The 26,401-nt window shown below is 66.6% G+C and carries 23 protein-coding genes; 7 read left to right on the forward strand and 16 right to left on the reverse strand.

Annotation, left to right across the window (positions count from 1 at the left end; all coding sequences use genetic code 11):
* Positions 1-493: 493 nt before the first annotated feature.
* On the reverse strand, positions 494-1,693 hold the full coding sequence (locus WS78_RS04195; RefSeq protein WP_226377199.1) for a hypothetical protein: 1,200 nt from the start codon (positions 1,691-1,693) through the stop codon (positions 494-496).
* Between the two features lie 78 nt (positions 1,694-1,771).
* Positions 1,772-4,207, reverse strand: coding sequence for a TOTE conflict system archaeo-eukaryotic primase domain-containing protein (locus tag WS78_RS04200; protein ID WP_317135631.1), 2,436 nt, complete (start codon positions 4,205-4,207; stop codon positions 1,772-1,774).
* 56 nt (positions 4,208-4,263) lie between these two features.
* Here WS78_RS04200 and WS78_RS04205 point away from each other — a divergent pair, with 56 nt between their 5' ends.
* On the forward strand, positions 4,264-4,491 hold the full coding sequence (locus tag WS78_RS04205) for an AbrB/MazE/SpoVT family DNA-binding domain-containing protein (RefSeq protein ID WP_059584420.1): 228 nt from the start codon (positions 4,264-4,266) through the stop codon (positions 4,489-4,491).
* On the forward strand, positions 4,488-4,871 hold the full coding sequence (locus tag WS78_RS04210; protein WP_059584422.1) for a type II toxin-antitoxin system death-on-curing family toxin: 384 nt from the start codon (positions 4,488-4,490) through the stop codon (positions 4,869-4,871). Before WS78_RS04205 ends, WS78_RS04210 begins: the two co-directional genes overlap by 4 nt.
* Positions 4,872-4,914: 43 nt before the next feature.
* On the opposite strand, the gene WS78_RS04215 is transcribed toward WS78_RS04210, so the two are convergent.
* The 4 genes from WS78_RS04215 to WS78_RS04235 form a co-directional block, all read right to left on the reverse strand.
* Positions 4,915-5,544, reverse strand: coding sequence for a riboflavin synthase (locus WS78_RS04215; protein ID WP_059584424.1), 630 nt, complete (start codon positions 5,542-5,544; stop codon positions 4,915-4,917).
* 17 nt (positions 5,545-5,561) lie between these two features.
* Entirely contained in the window at positions 5,562-6,695 is a 1,134-nt protein-coding gene (gene ribD / locus WS78_RS04220; RefSeq protein ID WP_059584427.1) for a bifunctional diaminohydroxyphosphoribosylaminopyrimidine deaminase/5-amino-6-(5-phosphoribosylamino)uracil reductase RibD, read from the reverse strand.
* Positions 6,696-6,723: 28 nt separating this feature from the next.
* A complete protein-coding gene (gene hemL / locus WS78_RS04225; protein WP_156437603.1) occupies positions 6,724-8,310 on the reverse strand; it encodes a glutamate-1-semialdehyde 2,1-aminomutase in 1,587 nt (528 codons plus the stop codon).
* A gap of 161 nt (positions 8,311-8,471) precedes the next feature.
* Complete coding sequence (locus WS78_RS04235; RefSeq protein WP_059584431.1) at positions 8,472-8,930, reverse strand: hypothetical protein; 459 nt, start codon at positions 8,928-8,930, stop codon at positions 8,472-8,474.
* Between the two features lie 485 nt (positions 8,931-9,415).
* On the opposite strand from WS78_RS04235, the gene WS78_RS04250 reads away from it, so the two are divergent.
* Complete coding sequence (locus WS78_RS04250) at positions 9,416-10,651, forward strand: Bcr/CflA family multidrug efflux MFS transporter (protein ID WP_059584434.1); 1,236 nt, start codon at positions 9,416-9,418, stop codon at positions 10,649-10,651.
* A 211-nt stretch (positions 10,652-10,862) separates the two neighbouring features.
* On the opposite strand, the gene WS78_RS04255 is transcribed toward WS78_RS04250, so the two are convergent.
* The 7 genes from WS78_RS04255 to zwf form a co-directional block, all read right to left on the reverse strand.
* Positions 10,863-11,882, reverse strand: coding sequence for a D-cysteine desulfhydrase (locus WS78_RS04255; RefSeq protein WP_059584435.1), 1,020 nt, complete (start codon positions 11,880-11,882; stop codon positions 10,863-10,865).
* A gap of 57 nt (positions 11,883-11,939) precedes the next feature.
* Positions 11,940-12,665, reverse strand: a complete 726-nt coding sequence (locus WS78_RS04260) for an amino acid ABC transporter ATP-binding protein (protein ID WP_038745733.1) — start codon at positions 12,663-12,665, stop codon at positions 11,940-11,942.
* A 64-nt stretch (positions 12,666-12,729) separates the two neighbouring features.
* On the reverse strand, positions 12,730-13,389 hold the full coding sequence (locus WS78_RS04265) for an amino acid ABC transporter permease (RefSeq protein ID WP_059584437.1): 660 nt from the start codon (positions 13,387-13,389) through the stop codon (positions 12,730-12,732).
* A 72-nt stretch (positions 13,390-13,461) separates the two neighbouring features.
* A complete protein-coding gene (locus tag WS78_RS04270) occupies positions 13,462-14,262 on the reverse strand; it encodes a transporter substrate-binding domain-containing protein (protein WP_059584634.1) in 801 nt (266 codons plus the stop codon).
* A 383-nt stretch (positions 14,263-14,645) separates the two neighbouring features.
* Positions 14,646-16,571 carry a bifunctional transcriptional regulator/glucokinase gene (locus WS78_RS04280; protein ID WP_038745729.1) on the reverse strand — a complete coding sequence of 642 codons (1,926 nt, stop codon included), beginning with the start codon at positions 16,569-16,571 and terminating at the stop codon, positions 14,646-14,648.
* Positions 16,549-17,229, reverse strand: coding sequence for a 6-phosphogluconolactonase (pgl, locus tag WS78_RS04285; RefSeq protein WP_038745727.1), 681 nt, complete (start codon positions 17,227-17,229; stop codon positions 16,549-16,551). The genes WS78_RS04280 and pgl overlap by 23 nt, the downstream gene beginning before the upstream one ends.
* Positions 17,230-17,321: 92 nt before the next feature.
* Positions 17,322-18,791: a glucose-6-phosphate dehydrogenase gene (gene zwf / locus WS78_RS04290; protein WP_038745725.1), complete on the reverse strand. Its 1,470-nt coding sequence runs from the start codon at positions 18,789-18,791 to the stop codon at positions 17,322-17,324.
* A gap of 461 nt (positions 18,792-19,252) precedes the next feature.
* Between zwf and WS78_RS04295 the strand changes: the two genes are divergently transcribed.
* From WS78_RS04295 to WS78_RS04310, 4 genes are all read left to right on the forward strand, one after another.
* The gene (locus WS78_RS04295; RefSeq protein ID WP_059584439.1) at positions 19,253-20,500 is read left to right on the forward strand and encodes an ABC transporter substrate-binding protein; all 1,248 of its coding nucleotides are present in this window, start codon (positions 19,253-19,255) and stop codon (positions 20,498-20,500) included.
* A gap of 154 nt (positions 20,501-20,654) precedes the next feature.
* Positions 20,655-21,593, forward strand: coding sequence for a carbohydrate ABC transporter permease (locus WS78_RS04300; RefSeq protein ID WP_038745722.1), 939 nt, complete (start codon positions 20,655-20,657; stop codon positions 21,591-21,593).
* Complete coding sequence (locus tag WS78_RS04305; RefSeq protein WP_038745720.1) at positions 21,583-22,440, forward strand: carbohydrate ABC transporter permease; 858 nt, start codon at positions 21,583-21,585, stop codon at positions 22,438-22,440. Before WS78_RS04300 ends, WS78_RS04305 begins: the two co-directional genes overlap by 11 nt.
* Positions 22,441-22,552: 112 nt before the next feature.
* Positions 22,553-23,671 (forward strand): ABC transporter ATP-binding protein, encoded by a 1,119-nt coding sequence (locus WS78_RS04310; RefSeq protein ID WP_038745718.1) that lies wholly within the window; start codon positions 22,553-22,555, stop codon positions 23,669-23,671.
* A gap of 197 nt (positions 23,672-23,868) precedes the next feature.
* Here WS78_RS04310 and WS78_RS04315 read toward each other — a convergent pair whose 3' ends face one another.
* The 3 genes from WS78_RS04315 to trxB form a co-directional block, all read right to left on the reverse strand.
* On the reverse strand, positions 23,869-24,489 hold the full coding sequence (locus tag WS78_RS04315) for a trimeric intracellular cation channel family protein (protein WP_038745717.1): 621 nt from the start codon (positions 24,487-24,489) through the stop codon (positions 23,869-23,871).
* A gap of 25 nt (positions 24,490-24,514) precedes the next feature.
* Positions 24,515-25,258 (reverse strand): Smr/MutS family protein, encoded by a 744-nt coding sequence (locus WS78_RS04320; protein WP_038745715.1) that lies wholly within the window; start codon positions 25,256-25,258, stop codon positions 24,515-24,517.
* Positions 25,259-25,418: 160 nt separating this feature from the next.
* Positions 25,419-26,381, reverse strand: a complete 963-nt coding sequence (trxB, locus tag WS78_RS04325) for a thioredoxin-disulfide reductase (protein ID WP_038745713.1) — start codon at positions 26,379-26,381, stop codon at positions 25,419-25,421.
* Positions 26,382-26,401 lie beyond the last annotated feature (20 nt).

Below are 26,401 nucleotides of genomic sequence, written 5' to 3' on the forward strand. Positions count from 1 at the left end.
GGGTTTTAGCCGGATGCGGCGAGGGCGGCCGGCGTGTTGGCCGAATGGCCGACGGCGGCGCGTGCGACGATGCGGCCGGATAGCCCGGCGGCGGCCGTCCGGCGGGTGTTTGCGAGCGTCGGTAAAGATCGGCGCGCGATGCGTCGCGCACGGCGAGCAGGCGTAAAGGGTGCCATGCGCGCGCCGAAGAGCCGATCGTTCCGATGCCCGGTCGCGCGCGCATGCGTCGCACCCCGGGCGCGTCCGGCGGCGCGCGGCGCCGGACGTGGCGGGGCGGGCGCTTATTTCGGCGCGGTCGTCATCCGCTCGACATACCGCGCGATTATGTTGAGTCTGGCCGGAAAGGCTTACTCGGCATGGCGCGGGGGTCGAAAGTGCACGCGTATACCGTCAAGTAGCGGTGGCTGAAGCGAGACTGCAATGGATAGCACGAGACGCAACACATGCCTTGCCTCACTCCGTCGGCGCCGAGGGCAATTAGTACTTCCGTTGCTCACCGCTTTGGCTCCCACACATATCCCGCCTTGGTCAACCGGGTCACCCAGGCGCCGCGTTTTCCGTGCTGTGCCATCAGTCGAACAAGGCGGCGTCGAAATGTCGTGTCGCGTTTGGCGCCTGCGTACGCCTCGGCAAGATCCTGTAGCGCGCGGAAAGCCTGGTCGTAGGACGACCCTGATCCACGCAGGAGCTTCGAATCGATGGCGGACCACGCACTGTCCTCGTCTTCGAGAAGCGATGTCAGGTAGCCTGCGCGCTCCGTCTTGCGCCGTGCTTCAGCAGCTTCGCGCGCTTCACGTTCCCTTTGCTCGCGGACTTCACGATGAAAACAGACCCGCGCCTCAATTTCGCCTACACGTCGTAGTTCAGGGCTCGTGACGCGATTGGGAAGCCTTGTCTGCTCCCACGTGAGGAACCTGCGCCGAAGGGTTCGCTCGGCTTCCTGGCTTCGTCCTTCGAGCAGCATGCGTAGTGCTGCCCGCATTTCATCTTCCGTCAACTCGAGCAGCCAAGGATCGAACCGGTCATCATCCCCGGATCCAGCAGCCTGTGGAGGGCTCGTTTCTGCTGCGGCGGCGAGCCAGTCCGGATCGAGCATCAGGAATTCAGCGAGGGCGTTCTGTGCAGGTGTCAGTGTCTTGAGTCCGTCCGGCAATGGCGGTTCACTGTCATCGTCGCGCAACTCGCCATTACCTATCCGCGCTAGCCAGCCGAGATAAAGCGGGCGTGTATCGCCTCTGAGCAGTTCATCGCGGATGGGTAGCAGCCGGGCCATCCACCCTGCGCCGTCTGCTTCTTCCGAGAAGCGAAGGTGTTCTCCAGAGTCGTCGTTGAACCACCAGTCGAGGAGGCAATGTTCGCCAGTGTCGATTGCGTTGAACGCCTTCGCAAATTGCGACGGTGCCGCGCGCCCCTTGCGACCGGTGTAATCGAGCAGCGACCGAGCATTGAATATTGCCCGTGGCAGTCGCAACAGAAGGCGGCAGCTCCCCCAGTTGGCTGAATAGACATGGGCGTCGAAGTAGCGCTCTACCCAGTCGAGCGGATCGCCTTTGAGGTTGCCCCAGTGATATTCATTGACGAAGCTCGAGGCTGTGATCGTTGCACGCGTTGAGCGGGTTCGCAACTCAGCCTGCTGTTGCCCAGTAAGCGGTCGGTCGACTGCGGCAAATTCGTAGTATTGGTATTCGCTCACGTTTCAATATTCATTTCGGGGCAATCGGTTGTCGCGCCAGGTTGTGGCTCGCTGAACTTTCCTGCCGTTGATCGGCTGCTATAGAAGCCGATGAGTCGGGTTAGGATGTTCTACCCTATATCCGATTGCTCGATAACCTGCCTGGCGCTTGTCCCACATCCGAAGCAAGCCCGGATGCCCAGTGTCGACGAAATCGAGGATGCGAACATCGGCTTTCGTTGCGTGCTCGCGGTGTAGTCTTCCGGCGTATTGCTGAAGCGTACCTTTCCATGAGATGGGCATTGCGAGGACGAGCGTGTCAAGCGGAGGATGGTCGAAACCTTCGCCCACGAGCTTGCCGGTTGCCAGAATCACTCGTGGAGCATCTGCCGGCAACGCTTCGAGTTCGGCGATTACGAGACTTCGTTGTTTCTTCGACATGCGCCCATGCAGTGTGAAAATCTTCTCCACGCTTCTGGTCAGAACTTCTTCGATGGCCGCGACGTGTTCGGTGCGCTCGGTCAGAACGAGAACCTTGCGCCCGCTGGAAAGTGCAGCGACCACCTCGTCCCCGATGGCCGCCGTACGGTGCGGGTCGGTAGCGACATGCCGGAAGACATCCTGAATACCTGCTTCGGCAGGTAGGTCAATCGTCGAAGATTGGATTCGGGGAATGACCTCAAGGTCGTGTGGCGCCGTGTCCGGTCGCGAGGCAGTATGGCGGATTGGTCCGCACTGCATGAATATAATGGGATGCTGGCCGTCTCTGCGGATCGGCGTCGCAGTCAGCCCGAGCACATATTTCGCTCTGGCGCGCTTCAGCAATCCTTCGAATGAGACCGCAGAGAGATGGTGGCATTCGTCCACGATCACATGCCCGTACTGCTCGATCAACTCGCTCGTGTCGCCCTGGCGTGAGAGCGACTGCATGACGGCAATATCGATTCGCCCGCTGGGCTTCACTTTTCCGCCGCCAATTGTGCCGACAACACCCTTGCTGACACCGAGAAACGCTTGTAGCCGCTTCTGCCATTGCCGGAGCAGTTCGGTTCGGTGTACAAGGACTAGCGTGTTGACCCCACGTCGCGCGATCAGGGCTGCCGCAGTTACTGTTTTGCCGAATGCGGTTGGAGCACATAGCACCCCGGTATCGTGTCGAAGCATCGCCGTGACAGCCTCTTCCTGATCGGCTCGCAACGTGCCTGAAAAGGCGACATCGAGGGGTTTGCCTGAAAACCGCTCGTCGTGAAGTTCGCACCGAATTCTGTTGTCACGAAGCAACTTGCGGGCGGCGTCAAGACATCCGCGCGGTAACGCGATGTGCTTCGGGTGGTTTTCTGCGCAACCAATAATTCGTGGTTTGTCCCAGACAGGGAAACGCATAGCCTGGGCCTTAAAAAATTCGGGATTTGGAAAGGCGGCGAGGCGGATCAGCCGGTTTAGCAAAGGTTGGGGGACGCATGCTTTCTCGAAATAGACGAGATTTGCTGCTGTGACAGAGAGCGAATCTGGCATCGGACCCGGCAGTGTGTCTTGCCGGTTTTTGCGCACTTTCCACGGTTCTGCCTGATCCTCCTCGGTAATGAAGGTTACATCGAGAGGGTGCGTACCGCCCGTAGCATCCATGGTGGTCTGCTCGACGGAGTCAGTCGCCATCGACTGAATCGACGCCAGGTAGGCCCACTGGTCCGTGTAGGGTTGGAAGTTCTCGTCGACGAATACACTGCAATCCTGCTCGCGCGGCGTCTTTTGCAGAGGAAGTGCAATCAGATTGCCGAAGCCACCCTTCGGCATCGTGTCTTGATTAGGGAAAAGGCGGTCGTAGGATGCCAGCTTCAGTTGCCGGGTTCGCGCGCATGTGTGGCTGATGATCGCGGTGCCCAGGCGTCGCGCATCCCGAGCAGGTACGGCCGACCGGAAGAAAATCCAGATGTGCGCGCCATTGCCAGATCGCGAGATTTCCAGCGCAACCGGTACGCCTAATTCGGTGCATGACGACCTGAAAGCCTGAGCATCCTCCTGCCAGTCGGCGTCATCGAAATCGACGGCAAGAAAATGACAGGTATCGTCAGCCAGCAAGGGGTAGACGCCAATCGTGTGCCTACCGGCAAGGTGGTCATAGACAATCTGGTCCGACAACGGTATCAGGAGGCGGTGGCCGCAGTCGGAGCATTTGATTCGGGGTTTCTCACAAATACCGGGTCTCCACTCGTTGGCACAAGCGGGTGAGTAGCCTGATTTGCCAGCCTTGCTTTGCCATCTGACCGGATAAACGTCGGTACGACCCTGAAACAGCCGGCGAAACAAAGCGACTTTCTCGTCCGTACTAAGCCGGGACGCCTCGGACTGCTGCGGGGCCACTGGTTCGGCCAACGACCGTTGGAAGTCGATGCCGTGCGCATCGAGCACGGCACGGAGCCTCGCATTTTCGGCGCGCAACCGCTCCAGTTCGCTGATCTCTAGTGTTGTGTCGGCGTCGTGAACGGGATGGACACCTTTCTGTCCCTGAACACCAACTGTCGTGGAGCGGTTCAATCCATGTCCTTCGAGCGATTGCTATATAATGAAAATTATATAGCAAGGAGGGCGTCATGCTTACATTCAAGGTCACAACGGTCGGAGCTTCGGCTGGCTTCATTCTTACCAAGGAGGCGATGGCATGGCTCAAGGTGCAGAAGGGCGATACCGTGTATCTGACTGAGGCGCCCGAAGGCGGCTACCGGATTACGCCGTACAACCCGGATTTTGAACGCCAGATGAAGTTGGCGGAAGAGATCATGCACGATGACCGCGAGATTCTGCGGGCGCTGGCTCAATGACAGCGTGGCGCTGGGTACGCGCAGATCTGACTTATGCGGTGCATGATCGCCAGCTTGCCGAGCATGGAGGGCTCGATGGCGTGCGCGACAAAGGCGCAGTGGAGTCAGCACTGGCTCGGCCGCAGAACCTGGACCTATACGCAAATGCGGACGCGGCGGCGCTCGCTGCCGCCTATGCGTATGGACTAGCTCGGAATCATGGCTTTGCGGACGGCAACAAGAGAACTGCGTGGGTGGTCGCGCGCCTTTTCCTGGCAGACAACGGCTATCGGCTGAAGTTTGATCCGGCCGACGCCGTAAGGACGATGGAAATGGTTGCTGCTGGCGCGCTCGATGAAGCTGCGCTGGCGGAATGGTTCCGGCAGCGGATCGCCAAGTAAGTCGGCGGACGATTAAACTCGAAACTCGCGCTGGTTTAACCAGTTACGGGCGTCTCATGAGTGACGCCGACGACAGCATCCTTTCGACATACCGCGCGATCATGTCGATTTCCAGATTGACCTTCGCTCCCGGCTTCAGATGCCGCAGCGTCGTCACCTCGACCGTATGAGGAATCAGGTTGATCGAGAATTCGCAGCCGTCGTCGCGGTCCTCGACGGCGTTGACGGTGAGGCTCACGCCGTTGACGGTGATCGAGCCCTTGTAGGCCAGGTAGCGGCCGAGCTCGCGCGGCGCGATCACCCGCAGTTCGTGCGATTCGCCGACGGGCGCAAAGCGCGTGACGGCGCCGAGCCCGTCGACGTGCCCGGACACGATGTGGCCGCCCAGGCGATCGTGCGCGCGCAGCGCCTTTTCGAGATTCACGTCGCCGGGTTCGGCGAGGCCGACCGTCTTGTTCAGGCTTTCGCGCGACACCTCGACATCGAACGTGTCGGCCGTCTTCGCGACGACCGTCATGCACGCGCCCTGGATCGCGATGCTGTCGCCGAGCGCGACGTCGGCGAGGTCGAGCCCGCCCGCGCGCAGCGTGAGGCGCACGCCCGCGTCGGGCGAGGAGGCGATCGGCTCGATCGTTTCGATGCGGCCGACTGCCGCGACGATTCCGGTAAACATCGTGTCGGGTTCCGTTATCAGTGAGTGGGGGGCGCGCTCGCGTGTGCGGGCGCGAAGCGCGCGAGGATGCGCAGGTCGTCGCCGACGCGCTCGACGCTGTGGAACGCGAGGCGCGTGCGATCGGCGAGCGACGCCGGCGCGGCGAGATCGAACATCGCGGCAGCGTCGGCACCGAGCAGGCTCGGCGCGAGATAGACGAGCAGCTCGTCGACGCAGCGCTCGCGCAGCAGCGAGCCGTTCAGCTTGTGGCCCGCCTCGACGTGCAGTTCGTTGATCCCGCGTTCGCCGAGCACGGCGAGCATCGCGGGCAGGTCGACCTTGCCGCGCGCGTTCGCGAGCGGCACGATCTCCGCGCCGCGCTCGCGCAGCGCCAGCGCGCGCGCTTCGCTTTGCGAATCGAGCGCGCCGCAGAAGATGAGGAGCGAGCCGCCTTCGAGCAGGCGCGCGGTGAGCGGAATGTCGAGGCGGCTGTCGATCAGCACGCGGCGCGGCTGGCGCGGCGTGTCGACGCCGCGCACGTTCAACTGCGGATCGTCTTCGCGCACGGTGCCGATGCCCGTCAGGATCGCGCACGCGCGCGCGCGCCACTTGTGGCCGTCGTCGCGCGCGGCGTCACCCGTGATCCATTTGCTTTCGCCGGAGGCGAGCGCCGTGCGGCCGTCGAGCGACGCGGCCGTTTTCATCCGCACCCACGGCCGGCCGCGCGTCATTCGCGACACGAAGCCGATGTTCATTTCGTGCGCCTCGTGCGCGAGCAGGCCGCAGCGCACGTCGATGCCCGCGTCGCGCAGCATCGCGAGGCCGCGCCCGGACACCTGTGGGTTCGGGTCCTCCATCGCCGCGACGACCTTGCCGACGCGCGCGTCGATCAGCGCGTGCGCGCACGGCGGCGTGCGGCCGAAGTGGCTGCACGGCTCGAGCGTCACGTAGACGGTCGCGTCGCGCAGGTCGTGGACGCGCGCGCGCGCGTCCTTCAGCGCCTGCACTTCGGCGTGATCCTGGCCCGCCGGCTGCGTGAAGCCCTCGCCGATCAGGACGTCGTCCTTGACGATCACGCAGCCGACGCGCGGATTCGGTGTCGTCGTGTACATCCCGCGCGCGGCGAGCGCGAGCGCGCGCTGCATGTGGGTGAAGTCGCTTTCCGAGAACATCGATTCGTCCTGTCAGTCGTGCGGCAGATCAGGGGCGCAGCGCCGCGAACGCGCGGCGTGCGGCGGCGAGCGTCGCGTCGAGCGTGTCGTCGTCGTGCGCGCTCGACACGAAGCCCGCTTCGTACGCGGAAGGCGCGAAATACACGCCTTCGTCGAGCATCAGATGGAAGAAGCGGTTGAAGCGCTCGGTGTCGCTCTTCGTCACGTCGGCGAAGCTCGCCGGCACGTGCTCGGTGAAGTAGAGGCCGAACATCCCGCCGATCGCGTCGGCCGAGAACGGCACGCCGGCCGTGCGCGCTTCGGCGGCGAGACCGTCGGCGAGCCGGCGCGTCTTTTGAGCGAGCGCGTCGTAGAAGCCGGGCGCCTGGATCAGCTTGAGCGTCGCGAGGCCCGCGGCGACCGCGATCGGGTTGCCCGACAGCGTGCCCGCCTGATAGACGCCGCCGAGCGGCGCGAGATGCGACATGATGTCGCTGCGGCCGCCGAACGCGGCGGCCGGCATTCCGCCGCCGATCACCTTGCCGAGGCACGTGAGGTCCGGCGCGATTCCATAGTGCTGCTGCGCGCCGCCCAGCGCGACGCGAAAGCCGCACATCACTTCGTCGAAGATCAGCACGGCGCCGTGCTTCGTGCAGAGCGCGCGCAGCGCGTTCAGGAACTCGGGCGTGCCGCGCACGAGATTCATGTTGCCCGCGACGGGTTCGACGATCACCGCGGCGATCTCGTCGCCGAACGCGGCGAACGCTTCGTCGAGCGCCGCGACGTTGTTGTATTCGAGGACGGTCGTGTGCTTCGCGACGTCGGCGGGCACGCCCGCCGAGGTCGGATTGCCGAACGTGAGGAGCCCCGAGCCCGCCTTCACGAGCAGGCTGTCCGCGTGGCCGTGATAGCAGCCTTCGAACTTGACGATCCGGCTGCGGCCGGTGAAGCCGCGCGCGAGGCGCAGCGCGCTCATCGTCGCTTCGGTGCCGCTCGACACCATCCGCACCTGTTCGATCGACGGCACGAGCTTGCAGATTTCCTCGGCGATCTCGATCTCGGCCTCGGTCGGCGCGCCGAACGAGAAGCCGTCGGCGAGCACGCGCTGCACGGCGGCGAGCACGTCCGGATGCACGTGGCCGACGATCATCGGGCCCCACGAGCCGATGTAGTCGATGTAGCGTTTGCCGTCCGCATCCCAGAAGTACGCGCCTTGCGCGCGCGCGACGAAGCGCGGCGTGCCGCCGACCGAGCGGAACGCCCGCACCGGCGAATTGACGCCGCCCGGGATGGTTCGCTGAGCGCGTTCGAAGAGAGTCTGATTGTTCGACATGAATTGGACCTGCGAGAGAGTGCGCGCGAGCGGCGAAGCGCCGCGGCTCGCGTCGGGCGTATCGATCCGACCGATTGTACCGGAGACGCGCGGCGCGGGCTTTCCCGGCGCTGCGGCGGTTCGGCGCGCGGGGCGGGGCGTGTGGGCGGAGCGCGGGCAACGCGGGTCCGGGCGACGCCGCGGCGCGGCGTATCGAGAAACGGTTCGCGATCGACGCTCGTGCGCGCGAGATTCGCGCGATTCCTGCGGTGCCGGACGGATTCGTCGCGTCGATCGACGAATGGGTCGTGGTTCGGTGCCGATTGCCGTCGTTCGCCGCGGCGAACGGCGGGATGAGGCGCGGGGCGAGTCGCCGCGCGAATTGCAGCACGAATTGCAGCGCGAATTGCAGCGCGAATTGCCGTACGAATCGCTGTACGAATCGCCGCCCGACGGGCGGCGCGTGACGAGCGGCGGTGCGCCGGCTATGCGCGCTTCGGTGGCTTGCGCTTGCCGGTGAGTTCGGCCCAGCGTTTTTCGAGCGCACCCTCGACCATCGGCTTGATCGACGTGCCCGACGTCTGCGCGTCCCACGTCTGCACCGAGAACGGATGCGCGCGCAGCGCGTCGCGCGGGATCACGACTTCGCTGTGGCCGTCGACGAGCCAGTCGTAGACGAAGTCGATGCAAAGCCGGTAGCCGCGCTTCGTCTGCGGATCAGGCACCTCGTACGGCCCGCGCGTCACGTAGCCGGAACCGAACACGCCCTTCGGCTCTTTCGCGACACGATGCAGGAACACGCGGTCGCCCGGCAGGATGCTGCGCGAGAAGCCGCAGCCCCAGACGTCGGCGACCGCTTCGCCCGCCTTCACGCGCGCGGCCATTTCGGGCAGCTCGGGCCAAGGCCATTTCTTGGGGCTCCAGATTAGCAGGAAGGCGGTCATGTCGGCAGCTCGGCGCGGAATCGTCCAACGAAAACGCCGAGCTTAACCGATGCGCGGACGCCGCGCGACGGCGGCGCGCGGAGACGATGGCCGGGATCATGAAACGCGGCGTGGGCCCGCCGACCCGCCGCTCGCCGACCTGCCGACTCGCCGACTTGCCGACCTGCCGACCTGCCGACCCGCCGACCCGCCGACCCGCCGACCCGCCGACCCGCCGACCCGCCAACCCGCCAACCCGCCAACCCGCCAACCCGCCAACCCGCCGACCCGCCAAACCGCCAAACCGCCAAACCGCCAACCCGCCAAACCGCCAAACCGCCATGCGCCGGACATCACGCCGGCCACTCCAGTCGGACCTGCATCAAGAACGCCGGCAACCGGTCGCGTACAATCGAGCCTCGCGGCGGCCCGACCGGGCGCCGCCCTCCTTGCCTGGCCGTCGCGCGCGCCCACCCGCGCACGGCGGCCGCTTCCGTGGAATTCCAATGCCTCACGTCGCAAGACGCCGGCCCGACGGCCGGCTGATCCTGTTGCTCGGCGCGCTCGCCGCGTGCGGGCCGATCGCCACCGACATGTACCTGCCGAGCCTGCCCGCGATCGCGGCCGGCTTCGGCGTGAGCGCCGCCGCCGCGCAGCGCACGCTGACGAGCTTCATGGCCGGCTTCTCGATCGGCATGCTGCTCTACGGACCGCTGTCCGACACCTACGGCCGCCGGCCCGTGCTGCTCGGCGGCATCGCGCTCTTCACGCTCGCGAGCGTCGGCTGCTTCGTCGCCGCGTCGATCGACATGCTGATCGTCGTGCGCTTCCTGCAAGCGTTCGGCGCGGGCGCGGCGTCGGTGCTCGCGCGCGCGATCGCGCGCGACGCGCACGAGCCGGCCGACGCGGCGAAGGTGCTGTCGATGGTCGCGATCGTCACCGCGATCGGGCCGCTCCTCGCGCCGCTCATCGGCGGGCAGGTGCTGCGCTTCTCGGGCTGGCGCGGCGTGTTCGTCGTGCTCACGCTGTTCGGCGCGGTCTGCGCGACGGCCGCGTTCCTGCGCGTGCCCGAGACCTGGCCGCGCGAGAAGCGCGCGAGCTCGGCCGTGCTCGCATCGTTCTCCGCATACGGGCGCATCGTCGCCGATCCGGTCGCGTGGGGCCATATGCTGTGCGGCGGAATGGCGTTCGCGTCGATGTTCGCGTACATCACCGCGACGCCGTTCGTCTATATCGATTACTTCCACGTGTCGCCGCAGCATTACGGGCTGCTGTTCGGGTTGAACGTCGTCGGCATCATGCTCGGCAACTTCCTGAACACGCGCCTCATCGGCCGCGTCGGATCGCTGAAGATCATCGCGGGCGCGTCGCTGCTGAGCTGCGCGGCGTCGCTTGCCGTCGCGTTCTTCGCGCTGACGGGGCTGGGCGGATTGTGGTCGATCGTCGCGAGCCTCTTTTTCGTCGTCGGCGTCGTCGGGATTCTGTCGGCCAATTGCACGACCGACCTGATGCACCGCTATCCGCACAACGCGGGCGCCGCGGCCGCGGTGTTCGGCGCGATGCAGCTCGCGCTCGGCGCGCTCGCGAGCGTCGCGATCGGCGCGCTCGCCGACGGCACGCCGTTCGCGATGGGCGTGACGATCGGCGTCTCGGGCCTCTTGTGCCTCGGCGGGCGCATGCTCGTGCTGCGCTGGCATGGCCTGCCGGTGAAGGGCAGGTTCCGCAACGTCGACGTCGCGTAGCGAAGCCGGCGGCTTGCGCGCGCCGCCGCCGGCATGCGGCTTTTCGTTGCCGCTGGCGCCGGTTGCCGCGCGGCACGAAGGGCCGCGTTCGGCGTCGCGCGGTCACGACGCGTGCGCGACGCCGTATTGCGACGACAGATAGCGCCGGATGCCGTCGGGCGCGGCGATGTGCGCGAACGCGGGGTGACGGCGCTTCAGCGTTCGCGCGACGTCATGCGTTCGCGCCGCACGCGTCGCGATACGCGAACAGCGCGGGCGCGCCGCCCGTATGCAGGAACAGCACCGGGCCGTTTCCTTCGATGCGGCCGCGCGCGATGCCGTCGAGCAGGCCGGCCATCGCCTTGCCCGTGTACACGGGATCGAGCAGCAGCCCCTCGGTTCGCGCGAGCAACCTGACTGCGTCGTTGCCCGCGCGATTGGGCTCGCCGTAGCGCGGCGCGAAGTAGTCGTCCCACAGATCGATGCGCGTCTCGGCCGGCGTTTCGACGCCGAGCAATGCGCTCGCCCGGTCGAGCAGTTGCCGCACCTTCGGGCGCTGCGCGGCATCGGTGCGCGACACCGTGACGCCGATCACGGGCAGCGATGGCAAGGCATGCGCGAGCGCCAACGAGAGGCCCGCGTGCGTGCCCGCGCTGCCGGATGCGAGCACGACGGCCGAGAAGTCGAGCGCCGCGGCGCGGATCTGCTGTTCGAGTTCCAGCCCCGCGCGCACGTAGCCGAGCGCGCCGAGCGCGTTCGAGCCGCCGATCGGAATCACGTACGGGCGACGTCCTTCGTCGCGCAGCCGTTGCGCGGCCGCTTCGAGCTGCCGGTCGGCGTCGTCGAGGTTGTCGACGTCGTGCACGCGCACACGGAACAGATCGAGCAGCAGCCGGTTGCCGCTGCGCAGGTAATCGTCGCGCGCGGTCCCGATCGGGTTTTCGAGCAACGCGACGCAGTCGAGGCCGAGTTGCGCCGCGAGCGCTGCGGTCTGCCGGACGTGATTCGACTGGATCGCGCCTGCCGTCACGAGCACGTCCGCGTTTTGACGGAGCGCGTCCGCGGCGAGGAATTCGAGCTTGCGCAGCTTGTTGCCACCCATCGCGAGCGGCGTGCAATCGTCGCGCTTCACGTAGACGTCGCGGCCGACGTGCGCCGACAGGCGCGGCAGCCGTTGCAGCGGCGTCGCCGCATCGATCAGATTCAGGCGGGCGAAAGTGTTCAGTTTGGTTGAAAGCGTCGTCGTGTTCATGCCGGGTGGAGGTGTCGGGTCGTCGTGACGCCGCCGGGCGGCGGCAGGCCAAGCGGGTCAGTGCAGGATCTTGTCGAGAAAGTCGCGCGCGCGCTCGGAGCGCGGCGTGCTGAAGAACGTCGCGCTCGCCGCGTCTTCGACGATCACGCCGCTGTCCATGAAGAGCACCCGATTCGCGACCTTGCGTGCGAATCCCATCTCGTGCGTGACGCAGATCATGGTCATCCCTTCGCGCGCGAGCTCGACCATCACGTCGAGCACTTCGTTGATCATTTCAGGATCGAGCGCGGATGTCGGCTCGTCGAACAGCATCGCTATCGGGTTCATCGACAATGCACGCGCGATCGCGACGCGTTGCTGCTGTCCGCCCGACAGCTGGCCGGGAAACTTCTGCGCATGCGCTTTCAGGCCGACGCGATCGAGCAGGCGCAGCCCGATGTCGCGCGCCTCGTCCTGGTCGCGGCGCAGCACCTTGATTTGCGCGAGCGTCAGGTTCTCGAGCACGGACAGGTGCGGAAACAGTTCGAAATGCTGAAACACCATGCCGACGCGCGCGCGCAACTGGGCGAGCTTGATCGACGGATCGCCAAGGCGCGCGCCGTCGACGATGATATCGCCCCGCTGGAACGGCTCGAGGCCGTTGATCGTCTTGATGAGCGTCGACTTGCCCGAGCCGGACGGCCCGCAGACGACGACCACTTCGCCTTTCGTGACGGTTGCGCTGCAACCGGTGAGGACTTGATGGGCGCCGTACCACTTCGATACGTTGTCGAGAGTAATCATGTTCGGAAACCTTGCGAATTGCACAACGCGCGGCCGTGCCGCGATCCGGACGGCCGCCGCATGTTCAGTGCGCCGACGGTAGCACGCAGCGCTTTTCGACGCGCACCTGGAGCCGCGACAGCAGCGTACTCAGGACCCAGTAGATGGCCGCGGCCGCGAGATACAGCGGAAGCGGCTGGAACGTCGATGCGATGGCTTCCTGCGTCGAGCGCAGCAACTCCGTCACGGTGATGACGGAGACGAGCGACGTGTCCTTGATGAGGCTGATCAGCGTGTTCCCGAGGCTCGGCACCGCGAGGCGCAGCGCCTGCGGGCAGACGACGTGGCGCAGCGTCTGCACGTGCGTGAGGCCGAGGCTGTGCGACGCGGCCCACTGGCCGCGGCCGATGCCGAGGATCGCGCCGCGCATGCTTTCGGACAGATAGGCGCCCGCGTTGAGCGTCAACGTCAAGATGCCGGCCGAAGTCGGGTCCAGCGAGACGCCGATGTCGGGCAGCCCGTAGTAGACGACGAACATCTGCACGAGCAGCGGCGTGCCGCGCATCAGGCTGACGTAGCCTTGCGCGATGGCGGACAGTATCCGGTTGTTGCCGATTCGCACGATCGCGACGACGAGGCCGACGATCAGGCCCAGCACCATCGACGCGAGCGCGAACTTCATCGTCAGAATCGCGCCGTTCGCGAGCACGGGGAGGGCGTGCACGACCACATCGAACGCTTCCATGAATTGGACTCCAAAACATTTACGGGCGCGCCGGCGGCCCCTGGGCGTGCCGACGCGCGCGGGTGGTGACGGTTATTGCGCGTTGGGGACCGACGTGTCGACGCCGAACCACTGCACCGAGATCTTCTTGAGCGTGCCGTCTTTGCGCATCGAGGCGAGCGCGTCGTCGATCGCCTTCGCGAACTTCGGATTGCCCTTGCGGAACGGGATGCCCATCTGCGTCTCGCCGCCCTTGACCGTCGCGCCCGGCCGCAGCGGCATGTGCGCGTTCTTGATCAGGTACGGCAGCATCAGCCGGTCGTCCATGCTGACGTCGATGCGGCCCGCCGCGACGTCGCGCAGCTTCTCCGGCGCGCCCGGGTACGTCTTCACCTCGACGCCGGGCAGCGTCTTCGCGAGATCGGCGAAGTTCGTGCCGAGCGTGACGCCGAGCCGCTTGCCCTGCAGCGCGCCCGGCGCGCCGTAGTCGAACTTGTCGTCCGCGCGCTGGATCAGTTGCGCGGCGGAGTACACATACGGCTGGCTGAAGTCGAGGGCCTGCTTGCGCGCCGGCGTGATGCCGACCTGGTTCACGATCACGTCGAACTTGCCCGCCTGCAGGCCGGCGAGAATCCCGCTCCATTCGGTCGTGATGAATTGCGGTTTCACGCCGAGCCGCGCGGCGACTTCCTTCGCGACGTCGACGTCGAAACCTTCGAGCTGGCCGTCGCTGTTGCGGTAGTCGAACGGGGGGTAAGTGCCTTCGAGCGCGATCTTGAGCACGCCGGCCTGCTTGACGCTGTCGAGCAGGTCGGCTGCGTGCGCGGAAGCGGCAGCGATGCCGAACAGCGCGGCGGCGAGTGCTGACGTGAACATCGGTTTGAATGCCTTCATCTTCAATCTCCGTGGGACAAAACTGAGCGAGTGATTTTACGGCTGCGTCGTCGCATCGACGGCGTTCGCCGCCCGCGCGGATTCGTGCGGCATCGGTGCGGACGGCAGTGACGAATGCGTGCCGAGTGAAGGCAAGCATAGTTTTGTCAAAATGGAAAATGTTTCCAAAGAATCCCGGATTTACACGGCCGCGTGGAAAGTTCTTCTATCGTTCGCGTGGGTTGCGCAAGTGCTCCGCTGTCGGCGCAACCGGGTGCAATCGTGGGGAAGCCGAGTCGACGCGTTGCCCGTCGGTTCCGGGCCGCGCAACCAAAAAAAAGCCGGAGCCCGAAGGCTCCGGCTTGCGGCGATCCGCGAGGCGCGGCGCGCGTCGAATGCTCTCGTCAGTCCTTCGCCGCGGGCGCCGCGCCGTGGCTCAGCCAGTCGAGCACGTCGGCGGCCTCGTCGTCCGCGCTCGCGCCCGCGCGCGCCTTCGCGCGCGCCATCGCTTCGGCGAGCTCCGCGTTCGGCGCGGCGCGGCGAATCGCGACGCCGACCGCGAGGATGTCGATCATCACGAGATGCAGAATCCGCGAGATCATCGACAGCTGCGATTCGCGCATCTCGATGTGATCGGTTTCGAGCGCGACCGTCGCGCGTTTCGCGAGCGGCGTGTTGCTCGACGTGATCGCGATCACCTTCGCGCCCGCCTGCATCGCGACGTCGAGCACGCGCAGAAGCTCCGGCGCGCGGCCCGACTTCGACACCGCGACGATCACGTCGCCCTTGCCGAGAAGCGCCGCCGACGCCGCCTGCATGTACAGGTCGCCGTAAGCGATCGTCGGGATGCCGAAGCGGAAGAACTTGTAGTGCGCATCCTGCGCGACGATGTTCGAATTGCCGAGCCCGTAGAACTCGATGCGCCGCGCGTTGTTCAGGATGTCGATCGCCTGCTCGACGTGCTCGAAGTTCAAGTGTTCGCGCAACTGAAGGATCGCCGACACCGTGTTGTCGAGCACCTTCGCGCCGAAGTCGGTGGCGGTGTCGCCGAGATGCACCTGGCTGTGGCTCATCGGGATCGTGCCCGTCAAGCCCGTCGCGAGCTTCAGCTTGAAGTCCGACAGCCCCTGGCAGCCGAGCGAGCGGCAGAAGCGGATCACCGTCGGCTGGCTCACGTCGGCCTTGCGCGCGATGTCGACGATCGGATCGTTGATGATCGAGCGCGGATGGTTGAGCGCGAGATCGGCGACGCGCCGCTCGGCGGGCGTCAACGCATCGCGCATCTGGCGGATTCGTTCGAACACGGCCGACGACGCGCCGCCCGTGCGGTTCGACAACTGCTCGGCGAGAATCGCCGACACGCCGAGGAACGCCGGATACTCGGCGGTGATGAGATAGGTCGGGATGTTCGCGAGATATGCCTCGAAGCGGCCCTTCGCCTCGAAGCGCGCGCGGAACGACGAGCGCAGGAACAGCTCGCCCAGCTTCGGCACGACGCCGCCGCCGATGTAGATGCCGCCGAGCGCGCCGAGCGTCACCGCGAGATTGCCGGCGAACGTGCCGAGAATTCCGCAGAAGCACTCGACCGCCTCGAGCGCGAGCGCGTCGCCCGCGTGCGCGCGCTCGACGATGTCGGCCGTGTCGACGTTCGCGGCCACCCGCTTCTTGTCGCGCGTGGCGAGCGCGCGGTAGATGATCTCCATGCCCGGGCCCGCGCACACGCGCTCGAACGAAACATGCGGATACTTGCGGCGCGCGTACTGCAGCACCAGATCCTCGCGCTCGTCCATCGGCGCGAACGTCGCGTGGCCGCCTTCGCTGCCGAGCGCGATCCAGCGGTCGTCGGCGGGGATGAGCCCCGACACGCCGAGCCCCGTGCCCGGCCCCATCAGGCCGATCACGCTGTTCTGCCGGCGCGCGCCGCCGCCGATCTGCACGCGCTGCGCGTCGGTCAGGCCGGGCAGCGCCATCGCGAGCGCGGTGAAGTCGTTGACGACGAGCAGCGTGTCGAAGCCGAGCGCGCGGCGCGTCGCCTCGATCGAGAAGCTCCAGTTGTGATTCGTCATCCGGACCTGATCGCCGTCGACGGGGTTCGCGATCGCGATCGCCGCGTGATTCACGCGGCCGATCTTCACGTCCTTCAGATACCTGCGGATCGCGTCGGTGAGCGTCGGATAGTCGGCGCCCGGGTATACGCGGATCTGCGTGATGTCGCCCGGGCCCGTCTCGAGCGCGAAGCGCGCGTTCGTGCCGCCGACGTCGGCCAGTAGGCGCGGCCCGTCGGCGTGCTGGGCCGCGGCGGCGGCCTTAGTTTGCGCACCAGTAGACATCGAGCTTCGTCCCCTTGTCGTTGGCCAGTTGCGAAATCGCGTTCTTTTGCGGCGCGGCCGCGGCCGCCTCCAGCACCTCGCGCTTGCGGCTTCCCGCGATCAGCAGGAACAGGCGCTCGATGCGCTTCAACGCATCGAGCGACAGGCTCACGCGCGCGTGCGGCGCGGCGCCGGGGTGGACGGCGACGAAGCGCTCGGCCGTCGCGATCGCGCGGTCCCATTCGGGCGCGTCCGCGAAGATCGACGCGGTGTGGCCGTCCTCGCCCATGCCGAGCACGGCGACGTCGGGCAGCGGGTGCGCGGGGCTCTGGTTGAGCGCCGCGATCTGCGAGTCGAGCGACTCGCGCACGTCGACGAGCGGCGCGAAGCGCGCTTGCGCGGCCGCGTTGCGCAGCAGCGTCTCGCGCACGAGCTTCGCGTTGCTCGCGTCGTCGGTGTCGGGCACCCAGCGGTCGTCGACGAGCGTCACGTCGATCCGCGGCCAGTCGAGCGCGGCGCCCGACAGCGTTTGCAGGAACGGCCGCGGGCTCGTGCCGCCCGACACGGCGAGCGTCGCGCGCGCGCTGCGCGCGAGCGCCGCCGCGAGCGCCTCGCCGACCGCTTGCGCGAGCGCTTCGGATTGCGCGCGCGGGGTTTCGAAAGCGTGAACCTCGATCACTTCTCCTCCAGACTGCTTTTATTGAATTGAATGAATTCGGTGGGAACCGTCGGGCGGCGCGCGGGCGAAGGCCGCACGCGCGCCGCGTTACGTCAGTTTTCTTCTTCGAGCCAGCAGGTGCCGTGCTGCGCGAGCATCGCGCTCGCGGCGGCGGGGCCCCAGGTGCCGGCCGCGTACGGCTTCGGCGGCTTCGCCGAGCGCGCCCATTCGTTCAGGATAGGCTCGACCCAGCGCCACGCGGCTTCCTGCTCGTCGCGGCGCACGAAGAGCGCGAGCCGGCCGTTGATCACGTCGAGCAGCAGGCGCTGGTACGCCTCCATCTGGCCTTCCTTGAAGAACTGATCGAATGCGAGATCGAGGTGCACGCTCGCGAGGTTCATCCCTTCGCCCGGCTGCTTCGCGAGGCAGTACAGTCGAATCGACTCGTTCGGCTGCAGCCGGATCACGAGGCGGTTCGCGCCCGCGCGCAGCGCGGTGGGCCCAAGCGCCGAGTGCGGCACCGGCCGGAAGTTGACGACGATTTCCGCGACGCGGTCGGCGAGGCGCTTGCCGGTGCGCAGGAAGAACGGCACGCCGGCCCAGCGCCAGTTCTCGATCTCGACCTTCAGCGCGACGAACGTCTCGGTCGGGCTCTCGGGCTTCACGCCCGGCTCGGTCGCGTACGCGGGCACCTGCGCGCCCCTGATCACGCCCGCGTGATACTGGCCGCGCACGGCGACCTTGCCGATGTCGCGCGGATCGACGGGCTTCAACGCGCGCAGCACGCGCAGCTTCTCGTCGCGCACCGAATCGGAATCCATCGAGTGCGGCGGCTCCATCGCGACGATCGACAGCAACTGCAGCAGGTGGTTCTGCACCATGTCGCGCAGCGCGCCCGTATTGTCGTAGAAATCGCCGCGCGCCTCGACGCCGAGCTCCTCGGCGATCGTGATCTGGATGCTCTCGACCCACTCGCGGCGCCACAGCGGCTCGAACAGCGCGTTGCCGAAGCGCAGCGCGAGCAGGTTCTGCACCGGCTCCTTGCCGAGATAGTGGTCGATCCGGTAGATCTGGTCTTCGGCGAAGATCTCGCCGACCGCGTCGTTGATCGCGTTCGACGAGCGCAGGTCATAGCCGAGCGGCTTCTCGAGCACGATCCGCGCGCCTTCGTTCAGGCCCACGGCGGCGAGCGCCTTGCAGATCGGCACGAAGAGCGACGGGCCCGTCGCGAGGTAGAACACGCGGATGCCGGACAAGCGTCCGACCGTGTCGCGCAGCAGCGCGTAGTCCTCCGCGCGGCCGAGGTCGAGCTTCACGTAGACGATGCGCTCGAGAAAGCTCTGCCAGACCGCTGCGTCGAACGCGCCGCCCGCCGCCTTCGCCGCATGCGGCTTCACGTGCTCGTCGATCCACTGCAGGTAGCCGTCGCGGTCGGCCGCATGGCGGGCCACGGCGACGATCCTGCCGGCCTCCGACAGCATGTTCGCGCGGTGAGCCTCGAAGAGCGCGGGGAGGATCTTGCGCATCGACAGATCGCCGGTGCCGCCGAAGAGAACGAAGGTGAAGCTCGAATCGGTATGCATGTGTCTCCGCCGTTTGGGGATGCCCGCGACGCGGGCCGTAGTGCGATAAAAATATTTTTGACACTGAATTGTAGTTTAACTACAATCCGCCGCAAGGGGTAGCACCCGAACGAAGAAAAGAAGCGCACGGCATGAAGAGGCGCGGTCTTCGGGCGGGCCGTGCGGCGCGCGCGCCGCACGCGGCAAATGTTATCGGACATTGATGAAGCGCATGTTCGCGCGGCGTCGCTGCCCCGGGTTCGAGCCGCGAGGCGGCGGAACCGGTTAGCCCAAAGAGGAGACGGTCGTTGAATTTCGAGTCACTCAGTTCCTAAGAGCCCGCGGCCGGCATCGGCCCGAACGCATCGATCATGCGTCGTTCGCGGCTCGATTTCCCGTGTCGTTCCGTAGCAAAGCCGGCTTTCGCGCATCCGCGTAGTCGAAAGCCTGACGAATCGATCCAAATCTGGAGGAGATAACTGATGAAAATTCGCGCGATCATGGGCGCGCTCGGCGCCGCAGGCCTGTTGTTCGGCGCCGCCGCGTCGCAAGCGGCAGAGAACGTCACGGTGCTGCACTGGTGGACGTCGGGCGGCGAATCGAAGGCGGTCGGCGTGCTGAAGGACGACCTGCAGAAGCAGGGCTACGTCTGGAAGGATTTCGCGGTCGCGGGCGGCGCGGGCGCCGCGGCGATGACCGCGCTGAAGACCAAGGTCATCAGCGGCGACGCGCCGTCGGCCGCGCAGATCAAGGGGCCGCTCATCCAGGATTGGGCGGACCAGGGCGTGCTCGTGAACATCGACGCGGCCGCGGGCGACTGGAAGCAGAACCTGCCGCCCGAGATCGACAAGATCATCAAGTACAAGGGCAACACCGTCGCGGCGCCGTTCTCGGTGCACCGCGTGAACTGGCTCTACATCAACAAGGCCGCGCTCGACAAGATCGGCGCGAAGCCGCCCGCGACGTGGCCCGAATTCTTCCAGGTGGCCGACAAGCTGAAGGCGGCGGGCATCCAGCCGGTCGCGATGGGCGGCCAGCCGTGGCAGGACCTGACGCTGTGGGAAGACGTCGTGCTGTCGCAAGGCGCCGACTTCTACAAGAAGGCGCTCGTCGACCTCGACCAGAAGACGCTCACGTCCGACAAGATGCTCGAAGTCTTCAACACGGTCCGCAAGATCCAGGGCTACTTCGACTCCGGCCGCAACGGCCGTGACTGGAACCTCGCGACCGCGATGGTCATCAACGGCCGCGCCGGCATGCAGTTCATGGGCGACTGGGCGAAGGGCGAGTTCGAGGCGGCCGGCAAGAAGTCGGGCAAGGACTACATCTGCGCGGCGGTGCCGGGCACGGCGAATGCGTACACGTTCAACGTCGACTCGTTCGTGTTCTTCCAGCAGAAGGGCCAGAAGGCGGCGACGCCCGGCCAGATCGCGCTCGCGAAGACGATCATGACGCCCGCGTTCCAGGAGCAGTTCAGCTTGCTGAAAGGCTCGATCCCCGTGCGTCTCGGCGTGAAGATGGACAAGTTCGACGATTGCGCGAAGAAGTCCTACGCTGATGAGCAGACGGCGATCAAGGCCGGCGGCTACGTGCCGTCGCTCGCGCACGGCATGGCGCAGAGCGACGCGACGGCGGGCGCGATCACCGACGTCGTGACGAAGTTCATGAACTCGCAGCAGGACTCGAAGAGCGCGGTCGCCGCGCTCGCGCGAGCCGCGAAGGTGAAGTAACGCACGGCGCGAGCGCCCGGATTCGCGCATCGTCGCGCCGGGCGCTGCGTGCTGCACCCGCAGCAAACGGGCCGCGAGCCGGCCCGCGCCGTACCCGCCGCCCGCGCCGGCTTCGTGCCCGCGCGCGGCGATCTCGTCCCAGGAGTCGAAACACGTGGCTGCCCCTCTTAGCGGAAACGGAACCAGCGCGGCTGCCGCGCACCGCACGTCGCCGCTGTCGGCGTTCGCCGACCGCTGGATTCCGAAACTGGTGCTCGCGCCCAGCATCGCGATCGCCTTGGTTTTCATCTACGGCTTCATCGTCGTCACCGGCTATCTGTCGCTGACGAATTCCCGGCTGTTGCCGAACTACGATTTCGACGGCTTCGGCCGCTATTCGGACCTGTTCCAGAACGACGTCTGGTGGACGTCGGCCGCGAATCTCGGCTGGTTCGGCATCCCGTTCGTCGCGATCTGCGTCGTGCTCGGGCTCTTTCTCGCGATCCTGCTCGACCAGAAGATCCGCAACGAAGGCGCGCTGCGCGCGGTGTTCCTGTATCCGATGGCGCTGTCGTTCATCGTCACGGGCACGGCCTGGCAGTGGATACTGAATCCGGGCCTGGGCCTCGAGAAGGTGATGCACGACTGGGGCTGGACGAATTTCTCGTTCGGCTGGCTCGACGATCCGGACAAGGCGATCTTCTGCGTCGTGATCGCGGCCGTGTGGCAGTCGACGGGTTTCGTGATGGCGCTCTTCCTCGCCGGCCTGCGCGGCGTCGACAGCGAAATCTTCAAGGCCGCGCAGGTCGACGGCGCGACGCTGCCCACGATTTACCGCAGAATCGTGATTCCGAGCATGCGCCCGGTGTTCTTCTCGGTGCTGCTGATCCTCTGCCACATCACGATCAAGACCTTCGACCTCGTCGTCGCGCTGACGGCGGGCGGGCCGGGCACGTCGTCGTCGCTGCCCGCGATGTTCATGTACACGTATTCGTTCAACCGCGGGCAACTCGGCGTCGGCGCGGCGTCGTCGGTGATGATGCTCGCCACCGTCGTCGCGGTGCTCGTGCCGCTCATGTATCTGGAATCGAGGAGCACCCGCAATGCAGCCTAAGATGACCCTCAGTCGGGCAGTCATTTACGCGGCGTTGATCCTGTTCGCGTTGTACTTCCTGTTCCCGATCTACGTGATGCTGTCGACGTCGTTCAAGGATCTCGACCAGTTGCGCACGGGCAACCTGCTGACGCCGCCGTCGAACTGGACGGTCGCGCCGTGGGCGAAGGCGTGGAGCGAGGCGTGCACCGGCGTGCGCTGCGACGGGATGAAGCCGTTCTTCTTCAACTCGATCAAGATGGTGATTCCGGCCGTGCTGATCTCGTCGCTGATCGGCGCGTTCAACGGCTACGTGCTCACGCACTGGCGCTTTCGCGGCGCGGATGCGCTCTTCACGATGCTGCTCGTCGGCTGCTTCATCCCGTTCCAGGTGATCCTGCTGCCGATGGCGCGCGTGCAGGGCTTCTTCGGAATGGCCAACACGATTGCGGGCCTCGTGTTCGTGCACGTCGTGTACGGGATCGCGTTCACGACGATGTTCTTCCGCAACTTCTACGTGAGCGTGCCGGCGGAACTCGTGAAGGCGGCGCGCATCGACGGCGCGGGCTTCTTCACGATCTTCACGAAGATCCTGCTGCCGGTGTCGCTGCCGATCTTCATGGTGTGCCTGATCTGGCAGTTCACGCAGATCTGGAACGACTTCCTGTTCGGGATCGTGTTTTCCGGCGTCGATTCGATGCCGATCACGGTCGCGCTGAACAACCTCGTCAACACGTCGACGGGCGTGAAGGAGTACAACGTCGACATGGCGGGCGCGATCATCGCCGCGCTGCCGACGCTCGTCGTCTACGTGATCGCCGGGCGTTACTTCGTGCGCGGCCTGACGGCGGGCGCGGTGAAGGGCTGAGCTCGGCACGAACGACGCGAACGGGCGGGCGCCGCGCGCGGCGCAACGATACGAGACATACGAGACACGACGCGGCGCACGCGCGCCGCACTGAAGACAGAGGATTCACAGCATGGCAAGCCTTTCCATCCGCGACGTGTACAAGACCTACCCGAACGGCGTGCCTGTCCTGAAGGGCGTCGACATCGACATCGAGGACGGCCAGTTCCTGATTCTCGTCGGCGGTTCGGGCTGCGGGAAATCGACGCTCCTCAACATGATCGCGGGCCTCGAAACCGTGACGAAGGGCGAGATCCGGATCGGCGAGAAGGTCGTCAACGACCTGTCGCCGAAGGATCGCGACATCGCGATGGTGTTCCAGTCGTACGCGCTCTATCCGTCGATGACGGTGCGCGAGAACATCTCGTTCGGCCTGAACATCCGCAAGGTGCCGAAGGGCGAGCAGAAGCAGATTGTCGATCGCGTCGCCGCGATGCTGCAGATCGAGCACCTGCTCGATCGCAAGCCGGGGCAACTGTCGGGCGGCCAGCGGCAGCGCGTCGCGATGGGCCGCGCGCTCGCGCGCGATCCGGCGCTGTTCCTGTTCGACGAGCCGCTCTCCAACCTCGACGCGAAGCTGCGCATCGAGATGCGCGCCGAGATCAAGCTGCTGCATCAGCGCCTCGGCACGACGATCGTCTACGTGACGCACGACCAGATCGAGGCGATGACGCTGGGCGACCGGATCGCGGTGATGAAGGACGGCGTCGTCCAGCAGTTCGGCGCGCCGCAGGACATCTACGATTCGCCGTCGAACCTGTTCGTCGCGGGTTTCATCGGCGCGCCGCCGATGAACTTCATCAACGGCAAGCTCGTCGAGCAGGGCAGCGGCGTGGGCATCGAGCTCGACACGGGCGCGATGCGCGGCGTGCTGAACCTGCCGTTCGACGCGAAGCGGATGAACGGGCACGTCGGCCGCGACGTGATCCTCGGCCTGCGGCCGGAGCGCATCACCGATGCGCGGAGCGCGCACAACGGCGAGAGCTCGCGCCTGCAGCCCGTCGACGTGACCGTCGACGTGACCGAGCCGACGGGCCCCGACACGCACGTGTTCGCGCAGGTCAACGGCAAGCGGATCGTGAGCCGCGTGCACCCGGCCGCCGATCCGAGGCCGCAGCAGAAGCTGTCGCTGTTGTTCGACGTGTCGAAGGCGGTGCTGTTCGATCCGTCGACGGAGGCGCGGATCGCGTGATTCCGCGCGCGCGGGCTGCGGCGTCGGATGACGGCGCCGCACGCGCGACGCGTGCGTGGCTCGATCGCCGCGCCGATCGCGGGCGAAGCCCGAGCGGCGGTGAGACGGCAAGGGAGCGGGGAAGAGAAGGGCGGACGTGCCGGCACGGGCCGCCTTTTTTTCGCCTGCGTCGCACGCCGCGAGCGCAGCGAGCGCCGCTAGTGCGGCAGCCGGATGTCGAGCTTGTACGTGACGAGCCGCGCGACGAGGATGAAGGCCGTCGCCGCGAGCACGCTGTAGACGGAATCGAATTGCAGCCACACGAGCAGCAGGTAGATCAAGCAGCCGGCGAACGCGCAAGTCGCGTACGGCCGCGAATCGCGCAGGATCAGCGGAATGTCGTTGCACAGCACGTCGCGGATGATCCCGCCGAGCACGCCCGTCGTCACGCCCATCATCGCGGCGACGAACCACGGCATCTGCGCGTCGAGCGCGATCGACGTGCCGGAGATGCTGAAGATTCCGAGGCCGACCGCGTCAGCGACGAGCAGCAGCCGCTCGGCGGACAGCCGCGACGCCATCCTGAGCACGAGCGGCGCGGCGAGCGACAGGCCGAAGATCGCGATCATGTAGCCCTGGTGCTCGACCCAATAGAACGGGCGCCGCTCGAGCAGCACGTCGCGCATCGTGCCGCCGCCGAACGCGGTCGCGAGCGCGACGACGAACGTGCCGACCGAGTCGAGCCGGTTCTTGCGCGCCTCGACGAAGCCGGAGATCGCGAACGCGAGCGTCGCGATCGCCTCGAGGACGGCGATCGCGAGCGCGAGCCTGGGATGCACGCTGCCGCCCGTCTTGGTTTCGCGCTTAGGCCGGCTGCAATAGCACGAGGACGGCGCCCGCGCCGCCGTCGTGGCCGCGCGCCTGGCAGAACGCGATCACCTCGTCCTTCTGCACGAGCCACGCGCGCACCTTGCCCTTGAGCACCGGCTCCTTGCCGACCGAGCCGAGCCCCTTGCCGTGAATCACGCGCACGCAGCGCAGGCCTTTCTTGCCCGCGTCGCGGATGAATTCGGCGAGCGCCTCGCGCGCCTCGTCGCGCCGCATCCCGTGCAGGTCGAGCTGCGCCTGGACGATCCATGCGCCGCTTCTGAGCTTGCGCACGACGTCTTGGCTCACGCCGGGGCGGTGGTAGTACAGCGTCTCGTCGGTGTCGAGCAGCGTCTCGGGATCGAATTCGTCGGACAAAGTCTCGGACAGCACCGCCTCCTCGTCCTGCTGCGTGTGCTTCGGCACGGGCTCGGGCACCGGACGGCCGCTCGCGGCGCGCGGCGGCGCGGCGAGCGGCTTGATCTCGCCGATCTCGCGGCGAAACAGATCGGCGTCGGCGTTGGCCTGGCGGGCCGCCTGCTTCGCCTGCGCCGCTTCGCGCGCGCGGCGCTCGGATTCGCCGGCGAGCGACGCGCGCAGCGCGCCGAGCCCGGTGAGGCCCTGGCCGCGCAGCGCGGCGGGCGACGGTGGCGGGCTCGCGGGCGCGGGCGCCGGTTCGACCGCCCGTGCGGCGGCTTGCCGCTTCGCGGGGTCGCTCGGGTGAGGCTGGTTCTTCGCCATGATGAATCGAATGCGGGGAAGGGCGGGCGCGCCGACGCTGCGGATTCGCCCGACGGACATGAAAAAGAAAAAGCCGCTGCGCGATGCACAGCGGCTGCGGTGTGTCGGACCCGGCAGGCGGCGCGCGGCGAGACGCCATTGTAGCGCCCGCGCGGCGCGCTTACTTGCGGTCGTGCAGGCTTTCGAGATAGCGCTGCGCGTCGAGCGCCGCCATGCAGCCCGTGCCCGCGCTCGTGATCGCCTGGCGGTAGATGTGGTCCTGCACGTCGCCCGCCGCGAACACGCCCGGCACGCTCGTACCCGTCGCGTTGCCCGACAGGCCGCTGTTCGTGATGATGTAGCCGTCCTTCATCTCGAGCTGGCCCTTGAAGATGTCGGTGTTCGGCTTGTGGCCGATCGCGACGAAGAGGCCCTGCACCGCGACATCCTCGGTCGCGCCCGTCTTCACGTGCTTGACGCGCACGCCCGACACGCCGGAATCGTCGCCCGTCACTTCGTCGAGCACGTGGTCCCACTTGATCTCGACGACGCCTTCCTTTTCCTTCTCCAGCAGGCGGTCGACGAGGATCGGCTCCGCGCGGAACTTGTCGCGGCGGTGGATCACCGTGACCTTCTTCGCGATGCCCGTCAGGTAGAGCGCTTCCTCGACGGCCGTGTTGCCGCCGCCGACGACCGCGACGTTCTGGCCGCGATAGAAGAAGCCGTCGCAGGTCGCGCAGGCCGATACGCCCTTGCCCATGAACGCTTCTTCCGACGCCAGGCCGAGATACTGCGCGGATGCGCCCGTCGAGATGACGAGCGCGTCGCACGTGTATTCGCCCGCGTCGCCGACGAGGCGGATCGGCTTCTCGTGCAGCTTCGCGGTGTGGATGTGGTCGAACACGATTTCGGTGTTGAAGCGCTCCGCGTGCGCGAGAAAGCGCTGCATCAGCTCGGGGCCCTGCACGCCGTCCGGATCGGCCGGCCAGTTTTCGACGTCGGTCGTCGTCATCAACTGGCCGCCTTGCGCGATGCCCGTGATCAGGAGGGGCGACAGGTTCGCGCGGGCCGCGTAGACGGCCGCCGTGTAGCCGGCGGGGCCGGAACCGAGAATCAGGACTTTCGCGTGTTTGGGCGTGGACATGTGCAGGATCCGTAAAAAGC

The sequence above is a fragment of the Burkholderia savannae genome (assembly GCF_001524445.2).
GTDB classification, from domain to species: Bacteria; Pseudomonadota; Gammaproteobacteria; order Burkholderiales; family Burkholderiaceae; genus Burkholderia; species Burkholderia savannae.

Coding starts and splice junctions, on each gene's coding strand:
- WS78_RS04235 (WP_059584431.1), bottom strand. CDS start 8,930: ATGACCGCCTTCCTGCTAATCTGGAGCCCCAAGAAATGGCCTTGGCCC.
- WS78_RS04250 (WP_059584434.1), top strand. CDS start 9,416: ATGCCTCACGTCGCAAGACGCCGGCCCGACGGCCGGCTGATCCTGTTG.
- WS78_RS04215 (WP_059584424.1), bottom strand. CDS start 5,544: ATGTTTACCGGAATCGTCGCGGCAGTCGGCCGCATCGAAACGATCGAG.
- WS78_RS04205 (WP_059584420.1), top strand. CDS start 4,264: ATGCTTACATTCAAGGTCACAACGGTCGGAGCTTCGGCTGGCTTCATT.
- WS78_RS04320 (WP_038745715.1), bottom strand. CDS start 25,258: ATGGCGAAGAACCAGCCTCACCCGAGCGACCCCGCGAAGCGGCAAGCC.
- WS78_RS04255 (WP_059584435.1), bottom strand. CDS start 11,882: ATGAACACGACGACGCTTTCAACCAAACTGAACACTTTCGCCCGCCTG.
- WS78_RS04270 (WP_059584634.1), bottom strand. CDS start 14,262: ATGAAGGCATTCAAACCGATGTTCACGTCAGCACTCGCCGCCGCGCTG.
- WS78_RS04210 (WP_059584422.1), top strand. CDS start 4,488: ATGACAGCGTGGCGCTGGGTACGCGCAGATCTGACTTATGCGGTGCAT.
- zwf (WP_038745725.1), bottom strand. CDS start 18,791: ATGCATACCGATTCGAGCTTCACCTTCGTTCTCTTCGGCGGCACCGGC.
- trxB (WP_038745713.1), bottom strand. CDS start 26,381: ATGTCCACGCCCAAACACGCGAAAGTCCTGATTCTCGGTTCCGGCCCC.
- WS78_RS04310 (WP_038745718.1), top strand. CDS start 22,553: ATGGCAAGCCTTTCCATCCGCGACGTGTACAAGACCTACCCGAACGGC.
- ribD (WP_059584427.1), bottom strand. CDS start 6,695: ATGTTCTCGGAAAGCGACTTCACCCACATGCAGCGCGCGCTCGCGCTC.
- WS78_RS04260 (WP_038745733.1), bottom strand. CDS start 12,665: ATGATTACTCTCGACAACGTATCGAAGTGGTACGGCGCCCATCAAGTC.
- WS78_RS04280 (WP_038745729.1), bottom strand. CDS start 16,571: ATGTCTACTGGTGCGCAAACTAAGGCCGCCGCCGCGGCCCAGCACGCC.
- WS78_RS04295 (WP_059584439.1), top strand. CDS start 19,253: ATGAAAATTCGCGCGATCATGGGCGCGCTCGGCGCCGCAGGCCTGTTG.
- WS78_RS04265 (WP_059584437.1), bottom strand. CDS start 13,389: ATGGAAGCGTTCGATGTGGTCGTGCACGCCCTCCCCGTGCTCGCGAAC.
- WS78_RS04305 (WP_038745720.1), top strand. CDS start 21,583: ATGCAGCCTAAGATGACCCTCAGTCGGGCAGTCATTTACGCGGCGTTG.